This is a genomic window from Aeromonas sp. 2HA2, assembly GCF_029237345.1.
In the GTDB taxonomy this organism is placed as follows: Bacteria; Pseudomonadota; Gammaproteobacteria; order Enterobacterales; family Aeromonadaceae; genus Aeromonas; species Aeromonas salmonicida.
In genome coordinates, this window is the sequence record NZ_JAACGB010000003.1 from 1 (window position 1) to 19,977 (window position 19,977).

16 protein-coding genes are annotated in these 19,977 nt (G+C 60.1%); 13 read left to right on the forward strand and 3 right to left on the reverse strand.

All coding sequences use genetic code 11. The features are described from left to right. The first annotated feature begins 380 nt into the window (after window positions 1-380). From ndk to GWQ29_RS06375, 10 genes are all read left to right on the forward strand, one after another. Window positions 381-809 (forward strand): nucleoside-diphosphate kinase, encoded by a 429-nt coding sequence (ndk, locus tag GWQ29_RS06330; RefSeq protein ID WP_005310418.1) that lies wholly within the window; start codon window positions 381-383, stop codon window positions 807-809. Window positions 810-978: 169 nt separating this feature from the next. Continuing rightward, the gene (locus GWQ29_RS06335) at window positions 979-2,082 is read left to right on the forward strand and encodes a bifunctional tRNA (adenosine(37)-C2)-methyltransferase TrmG/ribosomal RNA large subunit methyltransferase RlmN (RefSeq protein ID WP_005310420.1); all 1,104 of its coding nucleotides are present in this window, start codon (window positions 979-981) and stop codon (window positions 2,080-2,082) included. Between the two features lie 12 nt (window positions 2,083-2,094). After that, window positions 2,095-2,886: a PilW family type IVa pilus biogenesis/stability lipoprotein TapF gene (gene tapF / locus GWQ29_RS06340; protein WP_275919016.1), complete on the forward strand. Its 792-nt coding sequence runs from the start codon at window positions 2,095-2,097 to the stop codon at window positions 2,884-2,886. After that, on the forward strand, window positions 2,876-3,826 hold the full coding sequence (gene rodZ, locus GWQ29_RS06345; protein WP_113720357.1) for a cytoskeleton protein RodZ: 951 nt from the start codon (window positions 2,876-2,878) through the stop codon (window positions 3,824-3,826). Before tapF ends, rodZ begins: the two co-directional genes overlap by 11 nt. Window positions 3,827-3,836: 10 nt before the next feature. Continuing rightward, window positions 3,837-4,952 (forward strand): flavodoxin-dependent (E)-4-hydroxy-3-methylbut-2-enyl-diphosphate synthase, encoded by a 1,116-nt coding sequence (gene ispG / locus GWQ29_RS06350; protein WP_059112283.1) that lies wholly within the window; start codon window positions 3,837-3,839, stop codon window positions 4,950-4,952. Window positions 4,953-5,090: 138 nt separating this feature from the next. After that, the gene (hisS, locus tag GWQ29_RS06355; protein ID WP_275919017.1) at window positions 5,091-6,368 is read left to right on the forward strand and encodes a histidine--tRNA ligase; all 1,278 of its coding nucleotides are present in this window, start codon (window positions 5,091-5,093) and stop codon (window positions 6,366-6,368) included. Between the two features lie 3 nt (window positions 6,369-6,371). Beyond that, entirely contained in the window at window positions 6,372-7,022 is a 651-nt protein-coding gene (locus GWQ29_RS06360; protein ID WP_275919018.1) for a tetratricopeptide repeat protein, read from the forward strand. Next, window positions 7,015-8,199, forward strand: coding sequence for an outer membrane protein assembly factor BamB (gene bamB, locus GWQ29_RS06365; protein WP_005310434.1), 1,185 nt, complete (start codon window positions 7,015-7,017; stop codon window positions 8,197-8,199). The genes GWQ29_RS06360 and bamB overlap by 8 nt, the downstream gene beginning before the upstream one ends. A gap of 74 nt (window positions 8,200-8,273) precedes the next feature. Continuing rightward, window positions 8,274-9,773 carry a ribosome biogenesis GTPase Der gene (gene der, locus GWQ29_RS06370; protein WP_017411381.1) on the forward strand — a complete coding sequence of 500 codons (1,500 nt, stop codon included), beginning with the start codon at window positions 8,274-8,276 and terminating at the stop codon, window positions 9,771-9,773. Window positions 9,774-9,877: 104 nt separating this feature from the next. After that, entirely contained in the window at window positions 9,878-10,111 is a 234-nt protein-coding gene (locus GWQ29_RS06375) for a zinc ribbon domain-containing protein (RefSeq protein WP_275919019.1), read from the forward strand. A 30-nt stretch (window positions 10,112-10,141) separates the two neighbouring features. Here the strand turns inward: GWQ29_RS06375 and GWQ29_RS06380 are convergent, their stop codons facing one another. Both GWQ29_RS06380 and mltF read right to left on the reverse strand, forming a co-directional pair. Next, window positions 10,142-10,288 (reverse strand): hypothetical protein, encoded by a 147-nt coding sequence (locus GWQ29_RS06380; protein ID WP_011898860.1) that lies wholly within the window; start codon window positions 10,286-10,288, stop codon window positions 10,142-10,144. Between the two features lie 176 nt (window positions 10,289-10,464). After that, the gene (mltF, locus tag GWQ29_RS06385) at window positions 10,465-11,955 is read right to left on the reverse strand and encodes a membrane-bound lytic murein transglycosylase MltF (RefSeq protein ID WP_275919020.1); all 1,491 of its coding nucleotides are present in this window, start codon (window positions 11,953-11,955) and stop codon (window positions 10,465-10,467) included. 150 nt (window positions 11,956-12,105) lie between these two features. Between mltF and purL the strand changes: the two genes are divergently transcribed. Continuing rightward, window positions 12,106-16,023, forward strand: coding sequence for a phosphoribosylformylglycinamidine synthase (gene purL, locus GWQ29_RS06390; RefSeq protein ID WP_275919021.1), 3,918 nt, complete (start codon window positions 12,106-12,108; stop codon window positions 16,021-16,023). A 260-nt stretch (window positions 16,024-16,283) separates the two neighbouring features. Here the strand turns inward: purL and GWQ29_RS06395 are convergent, their stop codons facing one another. Continuing rightward, window positions 16,284-16,886 (reverse strand): DUF924 family protein, encoded by a 603-nt coding sequence (locus GWQ29_RS06395; RefSeq protein WP_275919022.1) that lies wholly within the window; start codon window positions 16,884-16,886, stop codon window positions 16,284-16,286. Between the two features lie 211 nt (window positions 16,887-17,097). Between GWQ29_RS06395 and GWQ29_RS06400 the strand changes: the two genes are divergently transcribed. Then, the gene (locus GWQ29_RS06400) at window positions 17,098-18,015 is read left to right on the forward strand and encodes a DUF808 domain-containing protein (RefSeq protein WP_265461371.1); all 918 of its coding nucleotides are present in this window, start codon (window positions 17,098-17,100) and stop codon (window positions 18,013-18,015) included. 180 nt (window positions 18,016-18,195) lie between these two features. Next, window positions 18,196-19,974: a M3 family oligoendopeptidase gene (locus tag GWQ29_RS06405; protein WP_275919023.1), complete on the forward strand. Its 1,779-nt coding sequence runs from the start codon at window positions 18,196-18,198 to the stop codon at window positions 19,972-19,974. Window positions 19,975-19,977: the final 3 nt, after the last annotated feature.

Here is a 19,977-nt window from a genome sequence, read left to right on the forward strand (position 1 = left end):
ACCAAGAGAACGGGGCGAGCCTCGATAGCGGTGTTATGGGAGGGCTGGTTTAGGTTACAGACCCTCCTTGAAGGCTATGAACTGGCACTGTCTCTTGAGCATCAACAGATGTGATCAAGAGACAGCCTGAGGGTGCCCTTTTCAGCAGTGCTGCATTAATGAGCAATAGGCAGGGTTTCAGGGGCTTAACACGGCTATCGTGCACAAGCGCACATTTTTTCCTGCCGCACTGGGCCAAGATGAGTGGTGATGTTGTTTTAAGGACGTGTTTGTTTAATAAAAAGTTGCTTTTTTGTGTGTTATTTCGGTTTTTGTTTACGTATAATCGCCGCCGAACATGGATTCTAACAATAAAACTCTGTAGTTAAGGAAAGATCTCAATGGCCATCGAACGTACCTTTTCTATCGTCAAGCCGGATGCAGTCAGCAAAAACTTGATCGGTGCCATCTATAACCGCTTCGAGAGCGCGGGTCTGAAAGTCATCGCCGCCAAGATGCTGCACATGAGCAGCGAGCAAGCCGCTGGTTTCTATGCCGAACACCAGGGCAAGCCTTTCTATGACGGATTGGTCAGCTTCATGACGTCTGGTCCTGTCATGGTACAGGTGCTGGAAGGGGAAGATGCCATCCGCCGTCATCGTGAAATCATGGGGGCGACCAACCCGAAAGAGGCCCTGGCCGGCACCCTGCGTGCCTGCTACGCCGAGAGCATCGACCGCAACGCCGTGCACGGTTCTGACGCGCCGGCCTCTGCCGCCCGTGAAATCGCCTACTTCTTCTCCGACGACGAGATCTGCCCGCGCGGCTGAGTCTGGCGTTTGAAGATGATCAAGGGAGCCTCGGCTCCCTTTTGTTTTTTGGCCTTTTGGTCAATATCCCCTTATTCTCCGGGTAGAAAGCCAGACCCATTATTTGTACAATGCCGCCCCCTGACATCGTCAGCCAATAATTTATGTAGTTTGTGGACTGAGGCCTTTGATGAGCGAAATAAAAACCAACCTGCTGGATCTTGATCGGGATGCCATGCGTGCCTTCTTCGTCGAACTGGGCGAGAAGCCATTCCGGGCAGATCAGATCATGAAGTGGATTTATCACTTCGGTTGTGATGATTTCGATCAGATGAACAACGTCAACAAGGTACTGCGCGAGCGCCTGAAGGCGATCGCCGAGATCCGTGCGCCGGAAGTGAGCCGTGAACAACGCTCCTCTGACGGCACCATCAAGTGGGCGCTGCAGGTGGGCGGTCAGGAAGTGGAAACCGTCTACATCCCGGAAGAGGACAGGGCGACCCTGTGCGTCTCCTCCCAGGTGGGTTGTGCGCTGGCGTGCAAATTTTGCTCTACCGCTCAACAGGGTTTTAACCGCAACCTGAAAGTGTCCGAGATCATCGGCCAGGTGTGGCGCGCCGCCAAAATCGTCGGTGGCAAGCGCCCCATCACCAACGTTGTAATGATGGGCATGGGTGAGCCGCTGCTCAACCTCGCCAATGTGATACCGGCCATGCGCCTGATGATGGATGACTTCGGTTACGGCATCTCCAAGCGTCGTGTCACCATCTCCACCTCGGGTGTGGTGCCTGCGCTGGACATTCTCGGCGATCAAATTGATGTGGCCCTGGCCATCTCCCTGCATGCGCCGAACGACAAGCTGCGCTCCGAGATAATGCCGATCAACGACAAGTACAACATCGAGGACTTCCTCGCCGGTGTGCGCCGTTATCTGGCCAAGTCCAATGCCAACGGCGGTCGCGTGACCGTGGAGTATGTGCTGCTCGATCACATCAATGATGACATGCAGCATGCCCACGAGCTGGCCAAGGTGCTCAAAGACACCCCGAGCAAGATCAACCTGATCCCGTTCAACCCCTTCCCGGGCAATCCCTATGGCAAGCCGAGCAACAGCCGCATCGACCGTTTCTCCAAGGTGTTGATGGAATATGGCTTCACCGTCATCGTCCGCAAGACCCGTGGTGACGACATCGATGCCGCCTGTGGTCAGCTGGTGGGGGAGGTCATCGATCGCACCAAGCGCACCATGAAAAATCGGATGCAACAGGATGGGATTTCCGTCAAAATGGTTTAACTTGCTAAGCCATTGTATAGTCAGGGAATGGATACACGTACATTGATCGTAGTGGCAGCGCTCAGCGCGCTGCCCGGCTGTGTTACCGAGACCACTTACGCTGGCCAGAACTCTACCCAGCGTGAAGTGGGTCCCGACCTCAAGGCGGCTGCTCAGACCCGTCTGGATTTAGGTATTCAATATCTGCGGCAGGGCAATGCCGAACAGGCCAAGTTCAACCTTGATCGCGCCCTTCAATACGACCCCGACAACCCCAAGGTCCAGATCGGCTTCGCCTACTTCTACCAGCAGGTAGAAGACTACAAGGCGGCCGAAGAGAGCTACAAGAAAGCCCTCGCCATGGATCCGTCCAATGCTGACGCAATGAACAACTATGGTGCCTTCCTGTGCAACCGTGGCCGCTTCGACGAGGCGGAGAAGGCATTCCTGCAGGCCGTGAGTCAACCCGACTATATCCGGATTGCCGACACCTATGAAAATGCGGCACTTTGCGCCGCTCAAAATCGCAGAAATGATGAAGCAAGCGAGTACTATCGCTTGGCCTTGGGGTATAATCCCCGCAATCCAAGGTTATTGCTGGACATGGCTGAGCTTTCCATGAAAGATGGCAAGCTGCCTGATGTGCAGGCCTATCTCGTCCGTTTTGCCGATGTGTCAGACGAGAATGAAAGCAGTCTCTGGTTGAGATTGCGGCTGGCTCAGGCCATGGACAAACCGGCACTCCTTCACCAATTCGGGACTGAGCTGGTAAGGCAATATCCCACTTCGCAACAAGCCAAGCGTTACTTAGCCAATGACTACTGAACAGCCACACGATATTCAAGACGACTCTCAGGCAGCAGGCCCAGGCCAGCTGCTGCGCAACGCCCGTGAACAGCTTGGCTGGACACGAGAACAGGTTGCGTCCCGCATTCACCTTCGTCTGACCCTGATTGCTGCGATCGAATCAGATACGTATGACAAACAGACTTCCCATACCTTCATTCGGGGTTATCTGCGCACCTACGCCAAGCTGGTCGGCATCCCGGATGAAACCATTCTGGCTGCCTACGACAAGCTGGGGCTGACGCCACCTGACAACATCGACATGCAGAGCTTCTCCCGCCGTTCCCGCCAGCAAGCCAACGACAGTCGGCTCAAGGTGGTGACCTGGCTGGTGATCCTGGTGCTGATCGCGCTCTCCGTCGCCTGGTGGTGGCAGAGTACGGCGCGTCGCTCCGCCGGTGACGAGGCTCTGGCGGCAACAGAAATGAGCAGTACGACCGACATGGGTGTGACCGGCAATATGCCGGGCGCCACCCTGGCCCCTGCGATGGAGATGGCTGATCCTGCCGTCATGCCGGCGGTCTCTGATGCGGCGGCAACTGCCGTTGAGCAAACCGTGAGCAGTGCTGCTGCAACCGCTGCGCCAGCGACCCCAAGCAGTGCAGCTGCAACGGATGTGTCCGCTGAGGTGGCAACATCGGCTGGGGAAGGCGAGACAGCGAGTGATGCAGCCACTGCTTCCCAACTCAAGATGAACTTCACCGCAGACTGCTGGCTGGACGTCAAGGATGCCAATGGCAAGACGCTGTTCAGCGGTCTGAAAAAAGCAAATGATCAACTGGTATTGGAAGGATCCGAGCCGCTCAAGCTCATCATTGGCGCGCCCATGGCGGTCAATATCGAGTATCAGGGCAAGTCCATCGACATGAGCCGTTACAACAACGGCCGGACTGCTCGCCTCTCACTGCCGCAGGAGTAATCTGTCCGCCATGTCCGCTCACGAATCTCCCATTATTCGTCGTAAATCCAGGCAGATCATGGTCGGTAACGTGCCGGTTGGGGGCGATGCCCCCATCACTGTGCAGACCATGACCAACACCAAGACCACGGATGTGGCCGCCACCGTCGAGCAGATCCGGCGGATCGAGCGGGTTGGCGCCGACATAGTCCGGGTTTCGGTACCCACCATGGAAGCGGCCGAAGCCTTCAGGCTCATCAAGCAACAGACCCGCATTCCCATCGTCGCCGATATTCACTTCGACTACCGCATCGCCCTGAAAGTGGCCGAGTACGGCGCCGACTGCCTGCGCATCAATCCAGGCAACATCGGCAACGAAGAGCGGGTGCGTGCCGTGGTCGATTGCGCGCGCCACTACAACATCCCGATCCGGATCGGCGTCAATGGCGGCTCTCTGGAGAAAGACATTCAGGAGAAGTACGGCGAGCCGACCCCGGAGGCCTTGCTCGAGTCAGCCATGCGCCATGTGGACTACCTGGATCGCCTCAACTTCGACAACTTTAAGGTGAGCGTCAAGGCGTCTGACGTCTTCCTGGCCATCGGTGCCTATCGCCTGCTGGCCAAGCAGATCGAGCAGCCGCTGCACCTTGGCATCACGGAAGCGGGCGGTTTTCGCGCTGGCGCGGTGAAATCCGCCGTCGGGCTCGGCATGCTGCTGGCGGATGGCATCGGCGATACCATCCGCATCTCCCTGGCGGCCGACCCGGTGGAAGAGATCAAGGTGGGCTTTGATATCCTCAAATCCCTGCGCATCCGTTCCCGCGGCATCAACTTCATCGCCTGTCCCTCCTGCTCCCGTCAGGAGTTCGATGTGATCGCCACCGTCAATGCCCTGGAAGAGCGGCTGGAAGACATCATCACGCCGATGGATGTTTCCATCATCGGCTGTGTGGTGAACGGTCCGGGTGAGGCGTTGGTCTCTGATCTCGGGCTGGCGGGGGCGGCCAACAAGAGCGCCTTCTACGAGGGGGGCCAGCGGGTCGACCGGCTCGACAACAAGGATCTCATCCCGATCCTGGAGCGCCGTATTCGCGCCCGGGCGGCCATGCTGGATCCAGCCAACCAGATCCAGGTGGATAAAGGTTGAGCCAATGTGGGGCCACCTAGGGTGGCCCCGTCTTTAGGTTGCTGATTTTAAATCCCGCTTTGGAACACCCTGATTTTACCTCGGGGTCGAAAATCCCTATAATGCGGCCAAATTTCACGTCTTTTCTCGAGTATCAACGTGGCAAAACAGATCCAAGCTATTCGCGGTATGAACGATTGCCTGCCGGAGCAGAGCCCGGTATGGCAGAAAGTAGAACAGATACTGCGCCAGGTGGTTGCCAGCTATGGCTACAGCGAAGTACGCATGCCGATCGTCGAGCAGACTCATCTGTTCAAGCGTGCCATCGGTGAAGTGACCGATGTGGTCGAAAAAGAGATGTATACCTTCGAGGACCGCAACGGCGACAGCCTGAGCCTGCGTCCGGAAGGAACCGCCAGCTGCGTGCGTGCCGGCATCGAGCATGGCCTGCTCTATAACCAGGAACGCCGGATGTGGTACATGGGTCCCATGTTCCGTCACGAGCGTCCCCAGAAAGGCCGTTACCGCCAGTTCCATCAGTTCGGTGTCGAGCTGTTTGGCATCAAGGGGCCAGATATTGACGCCGAGCTCATCATGCTGACCCACCGTCTGTGGCGTCTGTTTGGTATCAGTGATCATGTTACCCTGCAGCTCAACACGCTCGGTCAGAGCAGTGAGCGCGCCGCTTACCGCGATGCGCTGGTAGCCTATTTGGAGCAGTACAGGGATAAGCTGGACGAAGAGAGCCAGCGCCGCATGTACAGCAACCCGCTGCGGGTGCTCGACTCCAAGGATGAGAGAGTACAGGCCATTCTGGTGAAGGCTCCGCGCCTGTTCGACCATCTGGGGGAAGAGAGTCTGGCCCATTTCGAGGGGCTCAAACGCCTGCTCGAGTCTGCCGGCATCAAATATGAAGTGAACGAGCGTCTGGTTCGGGGTCTTGACTACTACAACCTGACCGTGTTCGAGTGGGTCACCACCAGCCTGGGTGCCCAGGGGACTGTCTGTGCCGGTGGCCGTTACGACGGTCTGGTGGAGCAGCTCGGTGGTCAGGCGACTCCGGGCGTGGGCTTTGCCATGGGCATGGAACGTCTGGTGCTGATGCTCGAAACACTGGAACTCAATGCCGATATCCGTCCTGCGGTGGATGTGTATCTGGCCATGGTGGGTGAGGGCACCGAGCAGGCAGGCTTCCAGCTGGCAGAGCGTCTGCGCGATGCCCTGCCGGATTTGCGCCTGATGAGCCACTGCGGTGGCGGCAATTTCAAGAAACAACTCAAGCGTGCCGACAAGAGCGGCGCGGCCATTGCCCTGATCCTTGGCGAGACCGAGGTGCAAAACGGGGAGATCACCATCAAATATCTGCGTGGCCAGGCTGAGCAACAGACCGTCACGGTCGACGCCGCCATTGCCCTGCTGGCAGCCAAAGGAGACTAAGCAGTGGAAGTTTATACCACCGAAGAACAACAGGTTGAGGTCATCAAGAGCTGGTGGAAAGAGAACGGAACCTCGGTGCTCGCAGGAACTGTTATCGGTCTGGTCGGACTCTTTGGCTGGCGCTATTACAACGACTATCAGCTCACCAATCAGGAAGCTGCCTCCCAGGCTTACAACGAGATCTCGGCCCAGCTGGCCAAGGGTGATGCTGACACCTTCGAACAGGTGCAAGCCTTCATCACTGATCACAAGGGTGAGGCTTATGCCGAGCTGGCTGCCCTGCAACTGGCTGCGGCTGCCGTCAAGGCGAACAAGCTGGATCTGGCTGCAGAACAGCTGACTCAGGTCGCGAGCAATGGCGATGAGAGCATTCGTCCCATCGCTGCTTTGCGTCTGGCCCGTGTGCTGAACGATCAGGGCAAGGCTGATGAGGCCCTGACCCAGCTTGGCAAGATCAACAACGATGCCTTCAAAGCCCAGGTGGCGGAAGTGCGTGGCGACATACTCTACAAGCAGGGCAAGGCCGAAGAGGCCCGCGATGCTTATCAGGCAGCGGCTGATGCCGGTGGTCTGCAGGGCAGCGCCGAGCTCAAGCTGAAGATGGACGATCTGGCGCTGCCAGCCGTGACCACGGGTGGTGCTCCGGATGCGTAATTTGTTCAAAATGGTGGCCTTGGGGGCGGCAGTCTCCTTCGCCCTGCAGGGGTGTTCCCTGTTCAGCTCGGAAGAAGATCTCAACCCCATGGCGCCTTTGCCCGTGGTTGAGTCTGCCTTCACCGCTGACACCGCCTGGTCCTCGTCTGTCGGCGATGGCATCGGCGACTTCTACTCCCAGCTCAAGCCTGTGGTGGAAGAGGAGCGCATCTATGCCGCAGCGCGCGATGGCGACGTAACGGCCTTTGATCGTGCGAGCGGCAAAGAATTGTGGAGCGTGGATCTGGCCGATTTGCCGGTCAACGCCGAGAAGCGCAGTGCCCGTCTCTCCGGCGGCCTGGTTGCCCGTTATGGCAAGCTGTTCCTCGGATCCGAGAACGGGGTGGTTTACGCCCTGAACGAAGAGAACGGGGAAGTGCTGTGGCAGACCACAGTGCCGGGTGAAGTGGTGGCCAGCCCCGCCGTCGAAGACGGTCGTGTGGTGGTGCTGACGACATCCGGTCGTCTGGTGGCCCTCGATACCGATGAAGGCAAGCTGCAATGGACCCTGGCTGAAGAACAGCCGCCGCTGACCCTGCGCAGCGCAGGTGCTCCCGTCATTACCAACGGCGCCGTGCTCTATGGCCGCGCTGATGGCAAGGTGGGCATAGCCTTGCTGAGCAACGGTCAGCCGGTGCGTCAGTCCAAGGTGGCGGATCCGCGTGGTGCGACCGAGCTGGATCGCATGGTGGATGTGGATGCAACGCCGCTGATCGCGGGCGATGAGCTCTATGCCATCGCCTATAATGGCCAGCTGATGGCACGCAAGCTGATGACCGGTGACGAGGTGTGGAAGCGCAAGTATTCCGGCTACCGCGACATGGCAGTGACCGGCAATGCCATAGTGCTGACCGACAGCCGCAGCCATCTGTTTGCGGTCGACCGTCGCAACGGACTTGAGTTGTGGTCCAACACCCAGCTGGAAAATCGCACCGTTACGGCCCCTGTCATCCTGGGTGACTATGTGGTGGTCGGCGATGTGGAAGGTTACCTGTATTGGCTGGATCGTACCGACGGTACCATCAAGGCCATGCAGCAGCTCGACAGCAGTGGTCTCTACGCCGCCCCCCTGGTGGACGGTGACACCCTGTATGTGCAGAGCCGTGGCGGCAAGTTGTACGCTATCCCGCGTCCCTGATCGTCCGTCAATGTGAATATCCGGCTCCTGGTCTTCGGACCCGGAGCCTTTGTCGTCTTGAGAATGAGGCTTTTATGACTCCTGTAGTAGCCCTGGTGGGCCGCCCCAACGTGGGGAAATCCACCCTGTTTAACCGCTTGACCCGTACCCGGGATGCCCTGGTGGCCGACTTCCCCGGTTTGACCCGGGACCGTAAATACGGTCAGGCGAAGTTGGGCGAGCTGGAATTTATCGTGGTTGATACCGGCGGTATCGATGGCACCGAAGAGGGGATCGAGCTGAAGATGGCCGAGCAATCCCTGCTGGCCATCGAAGAAGCCGATGTGGTGCTGTTTATGGTGGATGCGCGCGCAGGATTGACGGCAGCCGATCAGGCTATCGCAGCGCATCTGCGCAAGACCCACAAGAAGGTGTTTCTGGTGGCCAACAAGACCGACGGCATCGACGGTGATTCCGCCGTGTCCGAGTTCTACAGCCTGGCGCTGGGCGATGTCTACCAGATCGCGGCCGCTCACGGTCGTGGCGTACTGAGCCTGCTGGAACTGGCCCTGGCTCCCCACCTGGAAACCCTGGTCGACGCCGCTGCCGAAGAAGATGCGCAGGATGAAGAAGAGGAGGACTTCGACGAAGAAGCCCTGCTGCGCATGGTAGCCGCCGGTGATCTTGATACCAGGGAAGATACCAAGGAGACCCCGTTCGCCGACTTGCCCATCAAGTTCGCCATCGTCGGTCGCCCCAACGTCGGCAAATCGACCCTGACCAACCGCATGCTGGGTGAAGACCGCGTCATCGTCTATGACATGCCGGGCACCACCCGCGACTCCGTCTATGTTCCGATGGAGCGTGACGAGCAGAAGTACGTCATCATCGACACCGCCGGTGTGCGTCGTCGTGGCAAGGTGCACGAGACGGTGGAGAAGTTCTCCGTCATCAAGACCCTCAAAGCCATTGAAGATGCCAACGTCTGCCTGCTGGTGATCGATGCCCAGGAGACCATCACGGATCAGGACTTGAGCATCCTCGGCTTCGTGCTCCACTCAGGCCGCTCGGTGGTACTGGTGGTGAACAAGTGGGACGGCCTGGATCAGAAGGTGAAAGAGGACGTCAAGAACGAGCTGGACAGACGTCTGGGCTTCATCGATTTCGCCCGTGTTCACTTCATCTCCGCCCTGCACGGCAGCGGTGTCGGCCACTTGTTCGAATCCATTCAGGAGGCGTACCAGTCCGCCACCCGCCGTACCAGTACCGCCATGCTGACCCGCATCATGCAGATGGCGCAGGAAGATCACCAGCCACCGATGGTGAACGGTCGCCGCGTCAAGCTCAAATATGCCCACGCCGGTGGCTACAATCCGCCCCGTATTGTGATCCACGGCAACCAGTTGAATGACCTGCCGGATTCGTACAAGCGGTATCTGATCAACTACTTCCGCAAGTCGCTCAAGATCATGGGCTCCCCGATCCGGGTCGAGTTCCAGGAGTCTGCCAACCCGTTCGAGGGTCGGAAGAACACCATGACCCTGAGCCAGGAGCGTCAACGCAAGCGCCTGCTCAAGGCCAAAACCAAGAAATAAGGCCCAGCGGCTGCCCTCACCGGCAGCCGTTTTTTCTTGGGAAGAGGCGAGGGGGATCTGCTGTGGGTCGGCCCACCGCAGATCCACTTTGAGAGGAGTCGAGTATGAATTCCCTGATTTGCCCGGCCTGCCACACAGCGCTGGACAGCCGCAGCCGCGAGGTGAGTTGTAGCCAGTGTCAGGCCCGTTATCGAGTCCGGGCCCTGTGTCCTGGCTGCCAGCAGGAGCTGGAGCGACTCAAGGCGTGCGGCGCTGTGGATTACTTCTGCAATCACTGCAACTGCCTGGTATCGAAGCGGTCGGTGATCTTTGAGGCGACCCCGGCCGCGCAACCATAAGAGAATAAAAAAACCCGGCAAATGCCGGGTTTATGCTGTGTGTTCTGCTATCAGCAAGGTGTAGGAGCGGTTTCTGCGCCAAATCTTGCGTTTGATGTCATTGAGCTTGAGTTTGCGTCTGGGGCTCCAGGCGCTCTTGGCTTTTCTGACCAGAGTAGTTCTTCTGCGAGCTCGCATCTTGGTCTCCTCCCATTGGGTGGCCATTTGGTACTACGAATGGAGCCTATCCGAAAATGCTGTCTACCAGTAGCTAACTTGATGAAATAAAGCGATAAAAACAATTTCGGACAGGCTCCGGTCTGTCTGGATGGTAACAGAGAACTTACCCGGAAAACAAATCTGTCAACAAGGGCTCAGCGCAGTGTGATCTGCTTGACCACTTCGGCGATGACGGTGGGGCGCTCTGTGCTTTGTGGCTCGCTGCTGTCGTCCTCATCCAACTCTTCACGTCTGTGTGCTTTTTGCTGTTCGTTGTCGAGCCAGAGCAGGCTCTGGTAGTACTGGCGCACGTTGTTGACGTAGTTGCGCGCCTCACCGCCACGGGCATAGCCGTAGCGGACCTTGCGGTGCCAGCGTGCCTGCTGCAGCAGAGGCAGAACCTCTTTCACATCGCTCCAGGCATCGGGATTCTTGCCCAGCTCCTTGGTCAGACGACGGGCATCCATCATGTGGCCATAGCCGATGTTGTAGGCGGTGAGTGCAAACCACACTTTCTCGTCTTCGGGCACAGAGGCGGGCACCTTCTCCATCATATGTTGCAGATAGCGTGCCCCCCCTTCGATGCTCTCCTCCGGATGAGTTCTGTCTTTGACCCCCATCGCCTTGGCGGTGGGCTCGGTCAGCATCATCATGCCGCGCACCCCTGTGTAGGAGCGGGCCTGCGGGTCCCAGTGGGACTCCTGATAGCTGATGGCCGCCAGCAGACGCCAGTCCACCGTGCGGGCATGAGTCTTGAACAGATCCTGATACTTGGGCAGCAGGCTCTTGGCCCGCTGTAAAAAGGTGCGGGTGTCGACGAAGTCGAAGTTCTGCACATGGCCGAAGTATTTCTCGTCCAGCTTGGCGATGGCGCCATCCATGAAGCGCTGGCCGAAGAAGTCGATGATGCTGGCGTAGAGACTGTCGTCGGGCAGCTTGGTCATGGCCCAGGCCACCGTCTGGTTCTTGGAGAGCGTCAGCCCCTCGGTGAGTTCGGGGTAGTAGCGCTGGGTGCGGGCCAGCACTGTGTCCTGCACCACCGTATAGTCAATCTTGCCGTCGGCCACCTGCTTGAGCAGCTCCTCCACGTCAGCGTCCCGGTTGGTACTCCATTTCAGCCCGGGGTACTCCTTGGCCAACTCCCTGAGCAGATCTTCACCGGTGGAGCCTGCCGGTACCACGATGGAGCCTCTCAGATCACCAATGTCCTTTGGCTTGGGCGAGCCATAGCGATACACCAGCTTGGGGGAGACCTGATAAAAACCGGGGCCGAAGCGAAACAGGGCACGCCGCTCCGGGGTAACGACGATGGCGGCGGCGGCGAGATCCAGCTTGCCTTTTTCAAGCAGCTCGACCAGTTCGGCGATGGAGTAGACGGGAACTATGGTGAGCTTGACCCCCAACCAGTCGGCATAGCTCTTCGCCAGCTCGTAATCGAACCCCTGGGCGAGGTCGTCACGCTGGTAATAAGAGGTGGAGCCATAGATGGTGCCAACCCGGATCTCGCCCCGTTGGCGGATCTGTTCCAGCTGGCTGGAGGGGGTGTAGAAGTCGCAGCCGACCAGGGTCAGCAGCAACATCAGCCCGATAAACAGTCGAAAAATGCAGCGCAAGTAGGTGAGTACCCTTGTTGAAAAAATCGGCATTTGTCATAAAAGAGGGACCTTTATACCAGAGAGTGTGCACCGAGTCACACTCGGTAAATCAAGAAAAACGTTTGTCCGGCGTGAGCCAGATCCCTATAATACGCGCGTCTCAAATCCCCCCACACTTTAAAACTTGGTGAGAAAGGTCATATGGAAATCTTGCGAGGTGCGCCTGCACTGTCTGAGTTTCGTATCCAAAAACTGTTGCAACGCTTTGCACAGATGGCAACGGCGAGTGGAGTAGAGAGCGGAGTAGAGATAGAGAGCGTTTACGCGGAATACGTGCATTTTGCCGAGTTGTCGGCCCCCCTGTCGCCGCCCGAGCGAGCGACCTTGGGCCAGCTCCTGCGCTATGGCCCGACCATTCCTGAACACACCCCCAGCGGTCAGCTGTTTCTCGTTACCCCCCGTCCCGGCACTATCTCCCCCTGGTCTTCCAAAGCAAGCGACATCGCCCATAACTGCGGCCTGACCCAGGTCAAGCGGCTGGAGCGCGGCGTTGCCTATTACGTGCAGACCAAGGGTGAATTGAGCGCAGCCCAGCGCAATGAGGTCGCCGCCCTGCTGCACGATCGCATGATGGAAGTGGTGTTTGCCGACATGGAAGAGGCGAGCGCCCTGTTTGCCCACCAGGCGCCGCGTCCTTTCACCCAGGTGGATGTACTGGGTGGTGGTCGTGCCGCGCTGGCAGAGGCCAACGTGGCGCTGGGTCTGGCCTTGGCCGATGACGAAATTGACTACCTGGTGGAGAACTTCACCAAGCTGGGCCGCAACCCCAACGACATCGAGCTCTACATGTTTGCCCAGGCGAACTCGGAGCACTGTCGTCACAAGATTTTCAACGCCGACTGGACCATAGACGGCGAGCAGCAGCCCAAGTCGCTGTTCAAGATGATCAAGAACACCTTCGAGCAGACGCCGGATCATGTCCTGTCTGCCTATAAAGACAACGCCGCCGTGATGGAAGGGAGCCAGGGTGGCCGCTTCTTCCCGAGCCCTGCCAGTGGTGAGTACCAGTATCATCAGGAGCAGGTCGACATACTGATGAAGGTGGAAACCCACAACCACCCGACCGCCATCTCCCCCTTCCCGGGGGCGGCTACCGGCTCCGGCGGCGAGATCCGCGACGAGGGTGCAACCGGTCGTGGCGCCAAGCCCAAGGCGGGTCTGGTGGGCTTTACCGTCTCCAACCTGCGCATTCCCGGCTTCGAACAGCCCTGGGAGCAGGATTTCGGCAAGCCGAGCCGCATCGTCAGTGCCTTTGACATCATGCAGGAGGGGCCGCTTGGCGGCGCCGCCTTCAACAATGAATTCGGTCGCCCGGCCATTCTCGGTTACTTCCGTACCTTCGAAGAGGAGGTGCCGAGCCACAACGGCGTCGAGGTGCGTGGCTATCACAAGCCCATCATGCTGGCGGGCGGCATCGGCAACATCCGCACTGATCATGTCCAGAAAGGGGAGATCCCGGTCGGGGCGGCCCTGATAGTGCTGGGTGGTCCGGCCATGAATATCGGTCTGGGTGGCGGCGCAGCCTCCTCCATGGCCTCCGGTCAGTCAGCCGAAGATCTCGACTTTGCCTCGGTGCAGCGCGACAACCCCGAGATGGAGCGTCGTTGTCAGGAGGTGATCGACCGCTGCTGGCAGCTGGGCGATGCCAACCCCATCGTCTTCATCCACGACGTGGGAGCGGGTGGCCTCTCCAACGCCATGCCGGAGCTGGTCAATGACGGTGAGCGTGGTGGCCGTTTCGATTTGCGCGCCATCCAGAGCGACGAGCCGGGCATGAGCCCGCTGGAGATCTGGTGCAACGAATCCCAGGAGCGTTACGTGCTGGCGGTGGCGCAGGACAAGCTGCCCCTGTTCAAGGCACTGTGCGAGCGTGAGCGCGCGCCTTATGCCGTGATCGGTACCGCCACCGAAGAGAAGCATCTCACCCTCTCTGACAGCCACTTTGACAACCAGCCCATCGATTTGCCGCTGGACGTGCTGCTGGGCAAGGCGCCCAAGATGCACCGCGATGTCACTACCCTGCCAGCTCAGGGCAAGCCGCTGCAACTGGACGGCATCACGCTGAACGATGCGGCCGAGCGGGTACTGCGTCTGCCCACAGTGGCGGAGAAGTCCTTCCTCATCACCATCGGCGATCGCAGCGTGACCGGCCTGGTCAACCGCGATCAGATGGTCGGCCCCTGGCAGATCCCGGTGGCCGATTGCGCCGTGACTGCGGCGACCTACGACAGCTACCACGGTGAAGCCATGTCCATGGGCGAGCGCACCCCGGTGGCGCTGCTCTCCCACGCCGCATCCGCCCGCATGGCGGTAGCGGAAGCCCTTACCAACCTGGCGCCGACTCACATTGGATCGCTCAAGCGGGTCAAGCTCTCGGCCAACTGGATGGCCGCTGCCGGTCATCCGGGGGAAGATGCTGGTCTCTATGAGGCGGTGAAAGCGGTGGGTGAAGAGCTCTGCCCGGCCCTTGGCATCACCATACCGGTGGGCAAGGACTCCATGTCCATGAAGACCCGCTGGCAGCAAGATGGCAAGGAGCAAAGCGTCACCTCGCCGCTCTCCCTGCTCATCACCGCCTTTGCCCGGGTGGAAGATGTTCGCAACACAGTCACGCCGCAACTGCGTACCGATCTGGGTGAGACCGACCTTATCCTGATTGACCTTGGCAACGGCAAGCAGCGCCTCGGCGCCTCGGCCCTGGCTCAGGTCTACCGTCAGCTGGGTGACAAGGCGCCGGATCTCGACAATCCGGTGCAACTGAAAGGCTTCTTCAACGCCATTCAGGCACTGGTGGCCGATCGCAAACTGATCGCCTATCACGACCGCTCCGACGGCGGCCTGTTCGTTACCCTGACCGAGATGGCCTTCGCCGGTCACTGCGGCCTCGATATCCAGCTGGACCGCATCGGTGGCGAGCTGTTGCCTGCGCTGTTCAACGAGGAGCTGGGCGCCGTCATTCAGGTGCGTCGCGACGACAAGGAAGCCGTGATGACACTGCTGGCCGGTCACGGCCTGGCTGCCTGCTCCCATGTGCTGGGCACAGTGCGCGAGGGGGACCTCATCACACTGCAGCGCGCGGGTACAGAAGTGTATCGTGCCAGCCGCACCGCCCTGCGCACCCTTTGGGGCGAGACCAGCTGGCAGATGCAGCGTCTGCGGGACAACCCCGAGTGCGCTGATCAGGAACACGCGGCCCGTCAGGACGCCATCGACCCGGGTCTGCAGGCCAAACTGACCTACAACCCGTCCGAGGATGTGGCCGCGCCCTATATCGCCAAGGGAGTTTCCCCCCGTCTGGCGGTGCTGCGCGATCAGGGGGTTAACTCCCATGTGGAGATGGCGGCTGCGTTCGATCGTGCCGGTTTTGCCGCTGTCGACGTCCATATGAGCGACATTCTCTCCGGCCGGATCAAGCTGGAAGCGTTCCAGACCCTGGTGGCCTGTGGCGGCTTCTCCTACGGCGACGTACTGGGGGCGGGCGAGGGCTGGGCCAAGTCCATCCTGTTCAACGACAACGCCCGTGAGCAGTTCCAGCGCTTCTTCGAACGTGGCGATACCCTCTCCTTGGGCGTGTGCAACGGCTGCCAGATGATGTCCAACCTGCGCACCCTGATCCCGGGGGCCGATCTGTGGCCGCGCTTTGTGCGCAACCGCTCCGAGCGCTTCGAGGCGCGCTTCAGCCTGGTGGAGGTGCAGGACTCTCCGTCCGCCTTCTTCGCCGGCATGGCGGGCTCAGTGATGCCCATTGCCGTCTCCCACGGGGAAGGGCGAGTGGAGGTGCGCGACGCCGCTCACCTGAGCGCGTTGCAAGCCAGTGGTCTTGTGGGTCTGCGTTTTGTCGACAACCGTGGTCAGGTGACCGAGCAATACCCGGCCAACCCGAACGGTTCGCCGGATGGCATTACCGCCGTGACCACCACGGATGGCCGGGCCACCATCATGATGCCGCACCCGGAGCGGGTGTTCCGCACCGTGGCCAACTCCTGGCACCCGGACAACTGGGGCGAGGATGGCGCCTGGATGCGCATGTTCCGCAACGCCCGTGTACGACTGGGTTAAACCCCGTCACCCACGCTGCAGCGCATCAAAAACCGGCCACTTGGCCGGTTTTTTTATTGGCAGAGGCGTGGTGCAGGCATGCCCAGTGTGGGCATCCCTGCTATCAGTGGAGGAGATGAGCGTTGGTTCGATGCAGATAAAAAATCCGGAACCAACCGGGCTGGTTTCGGATTTTGTGCATCGGGCGCAGGGAGCAATGGATCTTGGCGCATGGTATCCCGGCTTGGTGAGCCATTTCTCTATGACGTGGTTTTCATGTACTAAAAACCCGAGCCGGGTTGCTGCAAAAAATCGGCCTCTTGTGGCGTGTCTGCGCGACCCAGTATGGCATTGCGATGGGGGAAGCGGCCGAAGCGTTCGATGATCACCTGATGGCGGCGGGCAAAGTCGGCAAACCCTTCGAAGGTTGCTTGGGCCGGGGTTGTCGACTGTTCGGCCGCCAGCGCCTCGAACAGGGTTACGCTCCTGGCTTGCTGCTCGCGCGACTCGGCATGCTCCAGCGGCAGGTAGAAAAAGACCCGAGCCAGCGGGGAGATCGCCCTGTCTGCTCCAATAGACAATCCTTTCAGGCAGAGGTCGCGAGTATGGGGATCCTGGGCAAAGGCGCCGGGTGTGCCGCGATGTACATTGCGCGGCAGCTGGTCCAGCAGCAGGATCAGTGCCAACCGACCGACGGGTACCTCGGCCCAGTGGGCCAGGCTGCCAGCGGCCGCTGCCTCGGCCAGTTCGCCAAAGCGGCTCGCCAGCAGGGCATCGGTTTCGCGGCTTTTTCCCCACCAGAGTGAGGCTTGCCGCGCGGCACGGGTGGCATCATCGGCATCATCGCCAAACCAGAAATCGAGCAGAGGCTGCCAGGGTTGCATGGGAACTCCTTGGATCAGAGGGTCTGGGAGGAAAACAAGGCCAATTGACCCTGATGTGGTAGCTGCCGAAATGGCGGCTTCTCGTTACACTGTGCCATCTTTTACCCGAAATGAGGAACCCCCTCTGGTCGGCATTCGCCTGTGGCGCCTGCCCGGCGAGATGGCCTGCGTGCCCGAGGGGATTTTTCCACTGATATGAGGAATGCCTGATATGGCCGGAACCAGTTTGTTGGCCCTGCTCGATGATATTGCCAGCGTGCTCGATGACGTGGCGCTGATGACCAAGGTTGCGGCCAAGAAGACGGCCGGCGTGTTGGGGGACGATCTTGCCCTCAATGCCGAGCAGGTTTCCGGCGTGCGGGCAGAGCGGGAGCTGCCTGTGGTGTGGGCAGTGGCCAAGGGATCGTTTCGCAACAAGCTGATCCTGGTGCCTGCCGCCATCGCCATCAGTGCCCTGGTGCCCTGGCTCATCACCCCCTTGCTGATGCTGGGGGGCGCTTATCTCTGCTTTGAGGGGGCGGAGAAGCTGGCCCACAAGTTGTTGCCACACGATGCAGCAGAAGGTGAGCCGAGCAGCCAGGTTGTTCCCGACGATCTGGTGGCTTTTGAACAGCAGAAGGTGAAGGGGGCCATTCGCACCGACTTTATCCTCTCCGCCGAGATCATCGTGATCGCGCTCGGCACTGTGCAAGGCAGCAGTCTGGGTTTGCAGATCTCCGTGGTGGCAGGCATAGCGCTTTTGATGACGGTGGGGGTCTATGGTCTGGTGGGACTTATCGTCAAACTCGACGACATAGGTCTGCACCTGTTGCAAAAGTCCGACGGCAGCACCTTGCGCCGCGCAGTCGGGCAGGGGCTGCTGGTGACGGCGCCCCGTTTGATGCATCTGCTGGCGCTGGTGGGGACCATCGCCATGTTCATGGTGGGGGGCGGCATACTGGTGCACGGTTGGCCCTTCGCCCATCACCTGATAGAAGGGGCGGCCGGGGCACTTGCCACCTTGCCAACAGTGGGTACAGTGCTGGCCGCCATCACGCCAACCCTGCTTAACGCCGTGGCCGGTGTGGTGGCAGGTCTGCTGCTGGTGCTGGCGATCACACTGGTGAGCAAACTCAAACCCGCCAAATAACGGCGGTTTGTCCACTGTCGGTGCCCGGCCGACAGAGGCCGTCGCACAGATGATTGTTTGTCCTGTTTGTTGACTCGGATGGGGGCTAGGCAAGTGCCGGCCCCCTTCGTACTATCCGAACTGGCACTAGCCCATAGAGGCTGGGTCACATGACATGGATGCAAACAAACAAGGACCATTATGAACCCACCCGAATGGCTGGATGATCACATCTATGCCGCCCCCGACTGCCCGGCGGTCGACGCCGATTTTCATCAGGCCCGTCATACGCTGACGACCTTGAGTCAATTGCTGAACGAGCTTCCTCAAACCACAGACGTCAATGGCTTGCGCCACTTGCTGCGGGCCATCAGATCCTGCTGGACCGACGTGAACCGGTTGGTGTGGAACAGCCAGACCTATGCCTACAACCGGCTCAGTCGCAATGGTTGCGACGAAGCGGCCAAGGTGCTGCTATCCCGTGGCCAGCAGTTGCAGGCGACCCTGGCCCAGCTCAGCAAGCCGGTGACCCTGTTCTGGGCAAGTGCCCCCGAGGGGCAGGTTCGAGCCTTGCTGCAGGATGCCGAGCTGTTCGAGCTTGCCTACCTCATTCGTCATGATCGCCGCCTGCAGGATCAACGGCTGTCGCTCGAGAGCGAGCAGCTGATCGAGGGGCTCTCGGTGGATGGACTGCAAGGCTGGGGGGATCTCTACGACAGTCTGGTGGGCCGACTCAGGCCCGTGGTGGACGGAGAGCCTATGGGACTGGCCCAGGCGGATAACTTGCTGGCTCACCCGGATCGGGCGCGCCGTGCCAGCGCCTGGCACGGCATCCAGGCCGCCTGGCAGGCAGAGCAGGAGACGGTAGCCGCCATCCTCAACGCCATCAACGGCTGGCGCAACGAACTCGCCGCCCAGCGTGGCAAGACGCGTCGGCTCGATGCGCTGGATGTCTCCTGCCATCAGAGCCATATCGAGCGCGCCACTCTGGATACCCTGATGGCCGAGGCTGACGCCCACAAAGCGCTGGGACGGCGAGCCCTGCGCGCCATGGCCAGCGCCCAGCAGATCACCGATTTTGCCCCCTGGGATCTCTATGCCCCTGCGCCCGCCTCGCCCTCGGCCCTGCTCAGCTTCGAGCAGGCACTGACCCTGGTGGCCGATGCCTTCGCCGGGTTTGACCCTGAAATGGGGGCCTTTGCCCGCATGATGGCCGATAAGGGCTGGATTGATGCAGCCCCCAGCGCAAACCGGCGCAGCGGTGCTTACAGTACCGAATATGCCTATCCTCCCGAGCCTCGGGTGTTTCTCACTTTCGAGGGCACCATGGACAACCTCATCACCCTGGCCCACGAGCTCGGGCACGCCTGGCACAGCTGGCTGTTGCGGGACTTGCCGCTGGAGCAGCGCGACTACCCCAAGACGCTGGCCGAGACCGCCTCCCTGTTTGCCGAGGCCCTGGTGCGTGATGCCCTGTTGGCCGCCACCGACAACATGGAGCAGCGCAGGGCCATCGCCTGGCTGGACGGGGAGCGCGCCGCCAGCCTGCTGCTCGACGTTCCGGCCCGCTTCACCTTCGAGCGGACCCTGGTGACGGCGCGGGAGCAAGGCTATGTGGGGGCAAGCCAGCTGCGGCAGATGATGAAATCCGCGCAGCAGCAGTGCTATGGTGACACCCTCAGCCAGTACGACGAGCTGTTCTGGGCCAGCAAGGGCCACTTCTCCATCACCGAGCTCGGGTTTTACAACTACCCCTACCTGTTCGGCTACCTGTTCAGCCTGGGGCTCTATGCCCAGAAGGAACGGGCCGGGGGCGAGTTTGCCCACGCCTATCGCGCGCTGCTCATCGACACGGGCCGTATGAGCGCCGAGGATCTGGTGGAGAAACACCTGGGGGTCGACATTCGCGAACCCGCCTTCTGGCAGGAGAGCCTGCGCTATGTGGAGGAGGCGGTCGATCGCCTCGAGCGACTGGTGTGACGG

Coding starts and splice junctions, on each gene's coding strand:
- ndk (WP_005310418.1), top strand. CDS start 381: ATGGCCATCGAACGTACCTTTTCTATCGTCAAGCCGGATGCAGTCAGC.
- GWQ29_RS06335 (WP_005310420.1), top strand. CDS start 979: ATGAGCGAAATAAAAACCAACCTGCTGGATCTTGATCGGGATGCCATG.
- rodZ (WP_113720357.1), top strand. CDS start 2,876: ATGACTACTGAACAGCCACACGATATTCAAGACGACTCTCAGGCAGCA.
- ispG (WP_059112283.1), top strand. CDS start 3,837: ATGTCCGCTCACGAATCTCCCATTATTCGTCGTAAATCCAGGCAGATC.
- bamB (WP_005310434.1), top strand. CDS start 7,015: ATGCGTAATTTGTTCAAAATGGTGGCCTTGGGGGCGGCAGTCTCCTTC.
- der (WP_017411381.1), top strand. CDS start 8,274: ATGACTCCTGTAGTAGCCCTGGTGGGCCGCCCCAACGTGGGGAAATCC.
- GWQ29_RS06375 (WP_275919019.1), top strand. CDS start 9,878: ATGAATTCCCTGATTTGCCCGGCCTGCCACACAGCGCTGGACAGCCGC.
- GWQ29_RS06380 (WP_011898860.1), bottom strand. CDS start 10,288: ATGCGAGCTCGCAGAAGAACTACTCTGGTCAGAAAAGCCAAGAGCGCC.
- mltF (WP_275919020.1), bottom strand. CDS start 11,955: ATGCCGATTTTTTCAACAAGGGTACTCACCTACTTGCGCTGCATTTTT.
- purL (WP_275919021.1), top strand. CDS start 12,106: ATGGAAATCTTGCGAGGTGCGCCTGCACTGTCTGAGTTTCGTATCCAA.
- GWQ29_RS06395 (WP_275919022.1), bottom strand. CDS start 16,886: ATGCAACCCTGGCAGCCTCTGCTCGATTTCTGGTTTGGCGATGATGCC.
- GWQ29_RS06400 (WP_265461371.1), top strand. CDS start 17,098: ATGGCCGGAACCAGTTTGTTGGCCCTGCTCGATGATATTGCCAGCGTG.
- GWQ29_RS06405 (WP_275919023.1), top strand. CDS start 18,196: ATGAACCCACCCGAATGGCTGGATGATCACATCTATGCCGCCCCCGAC.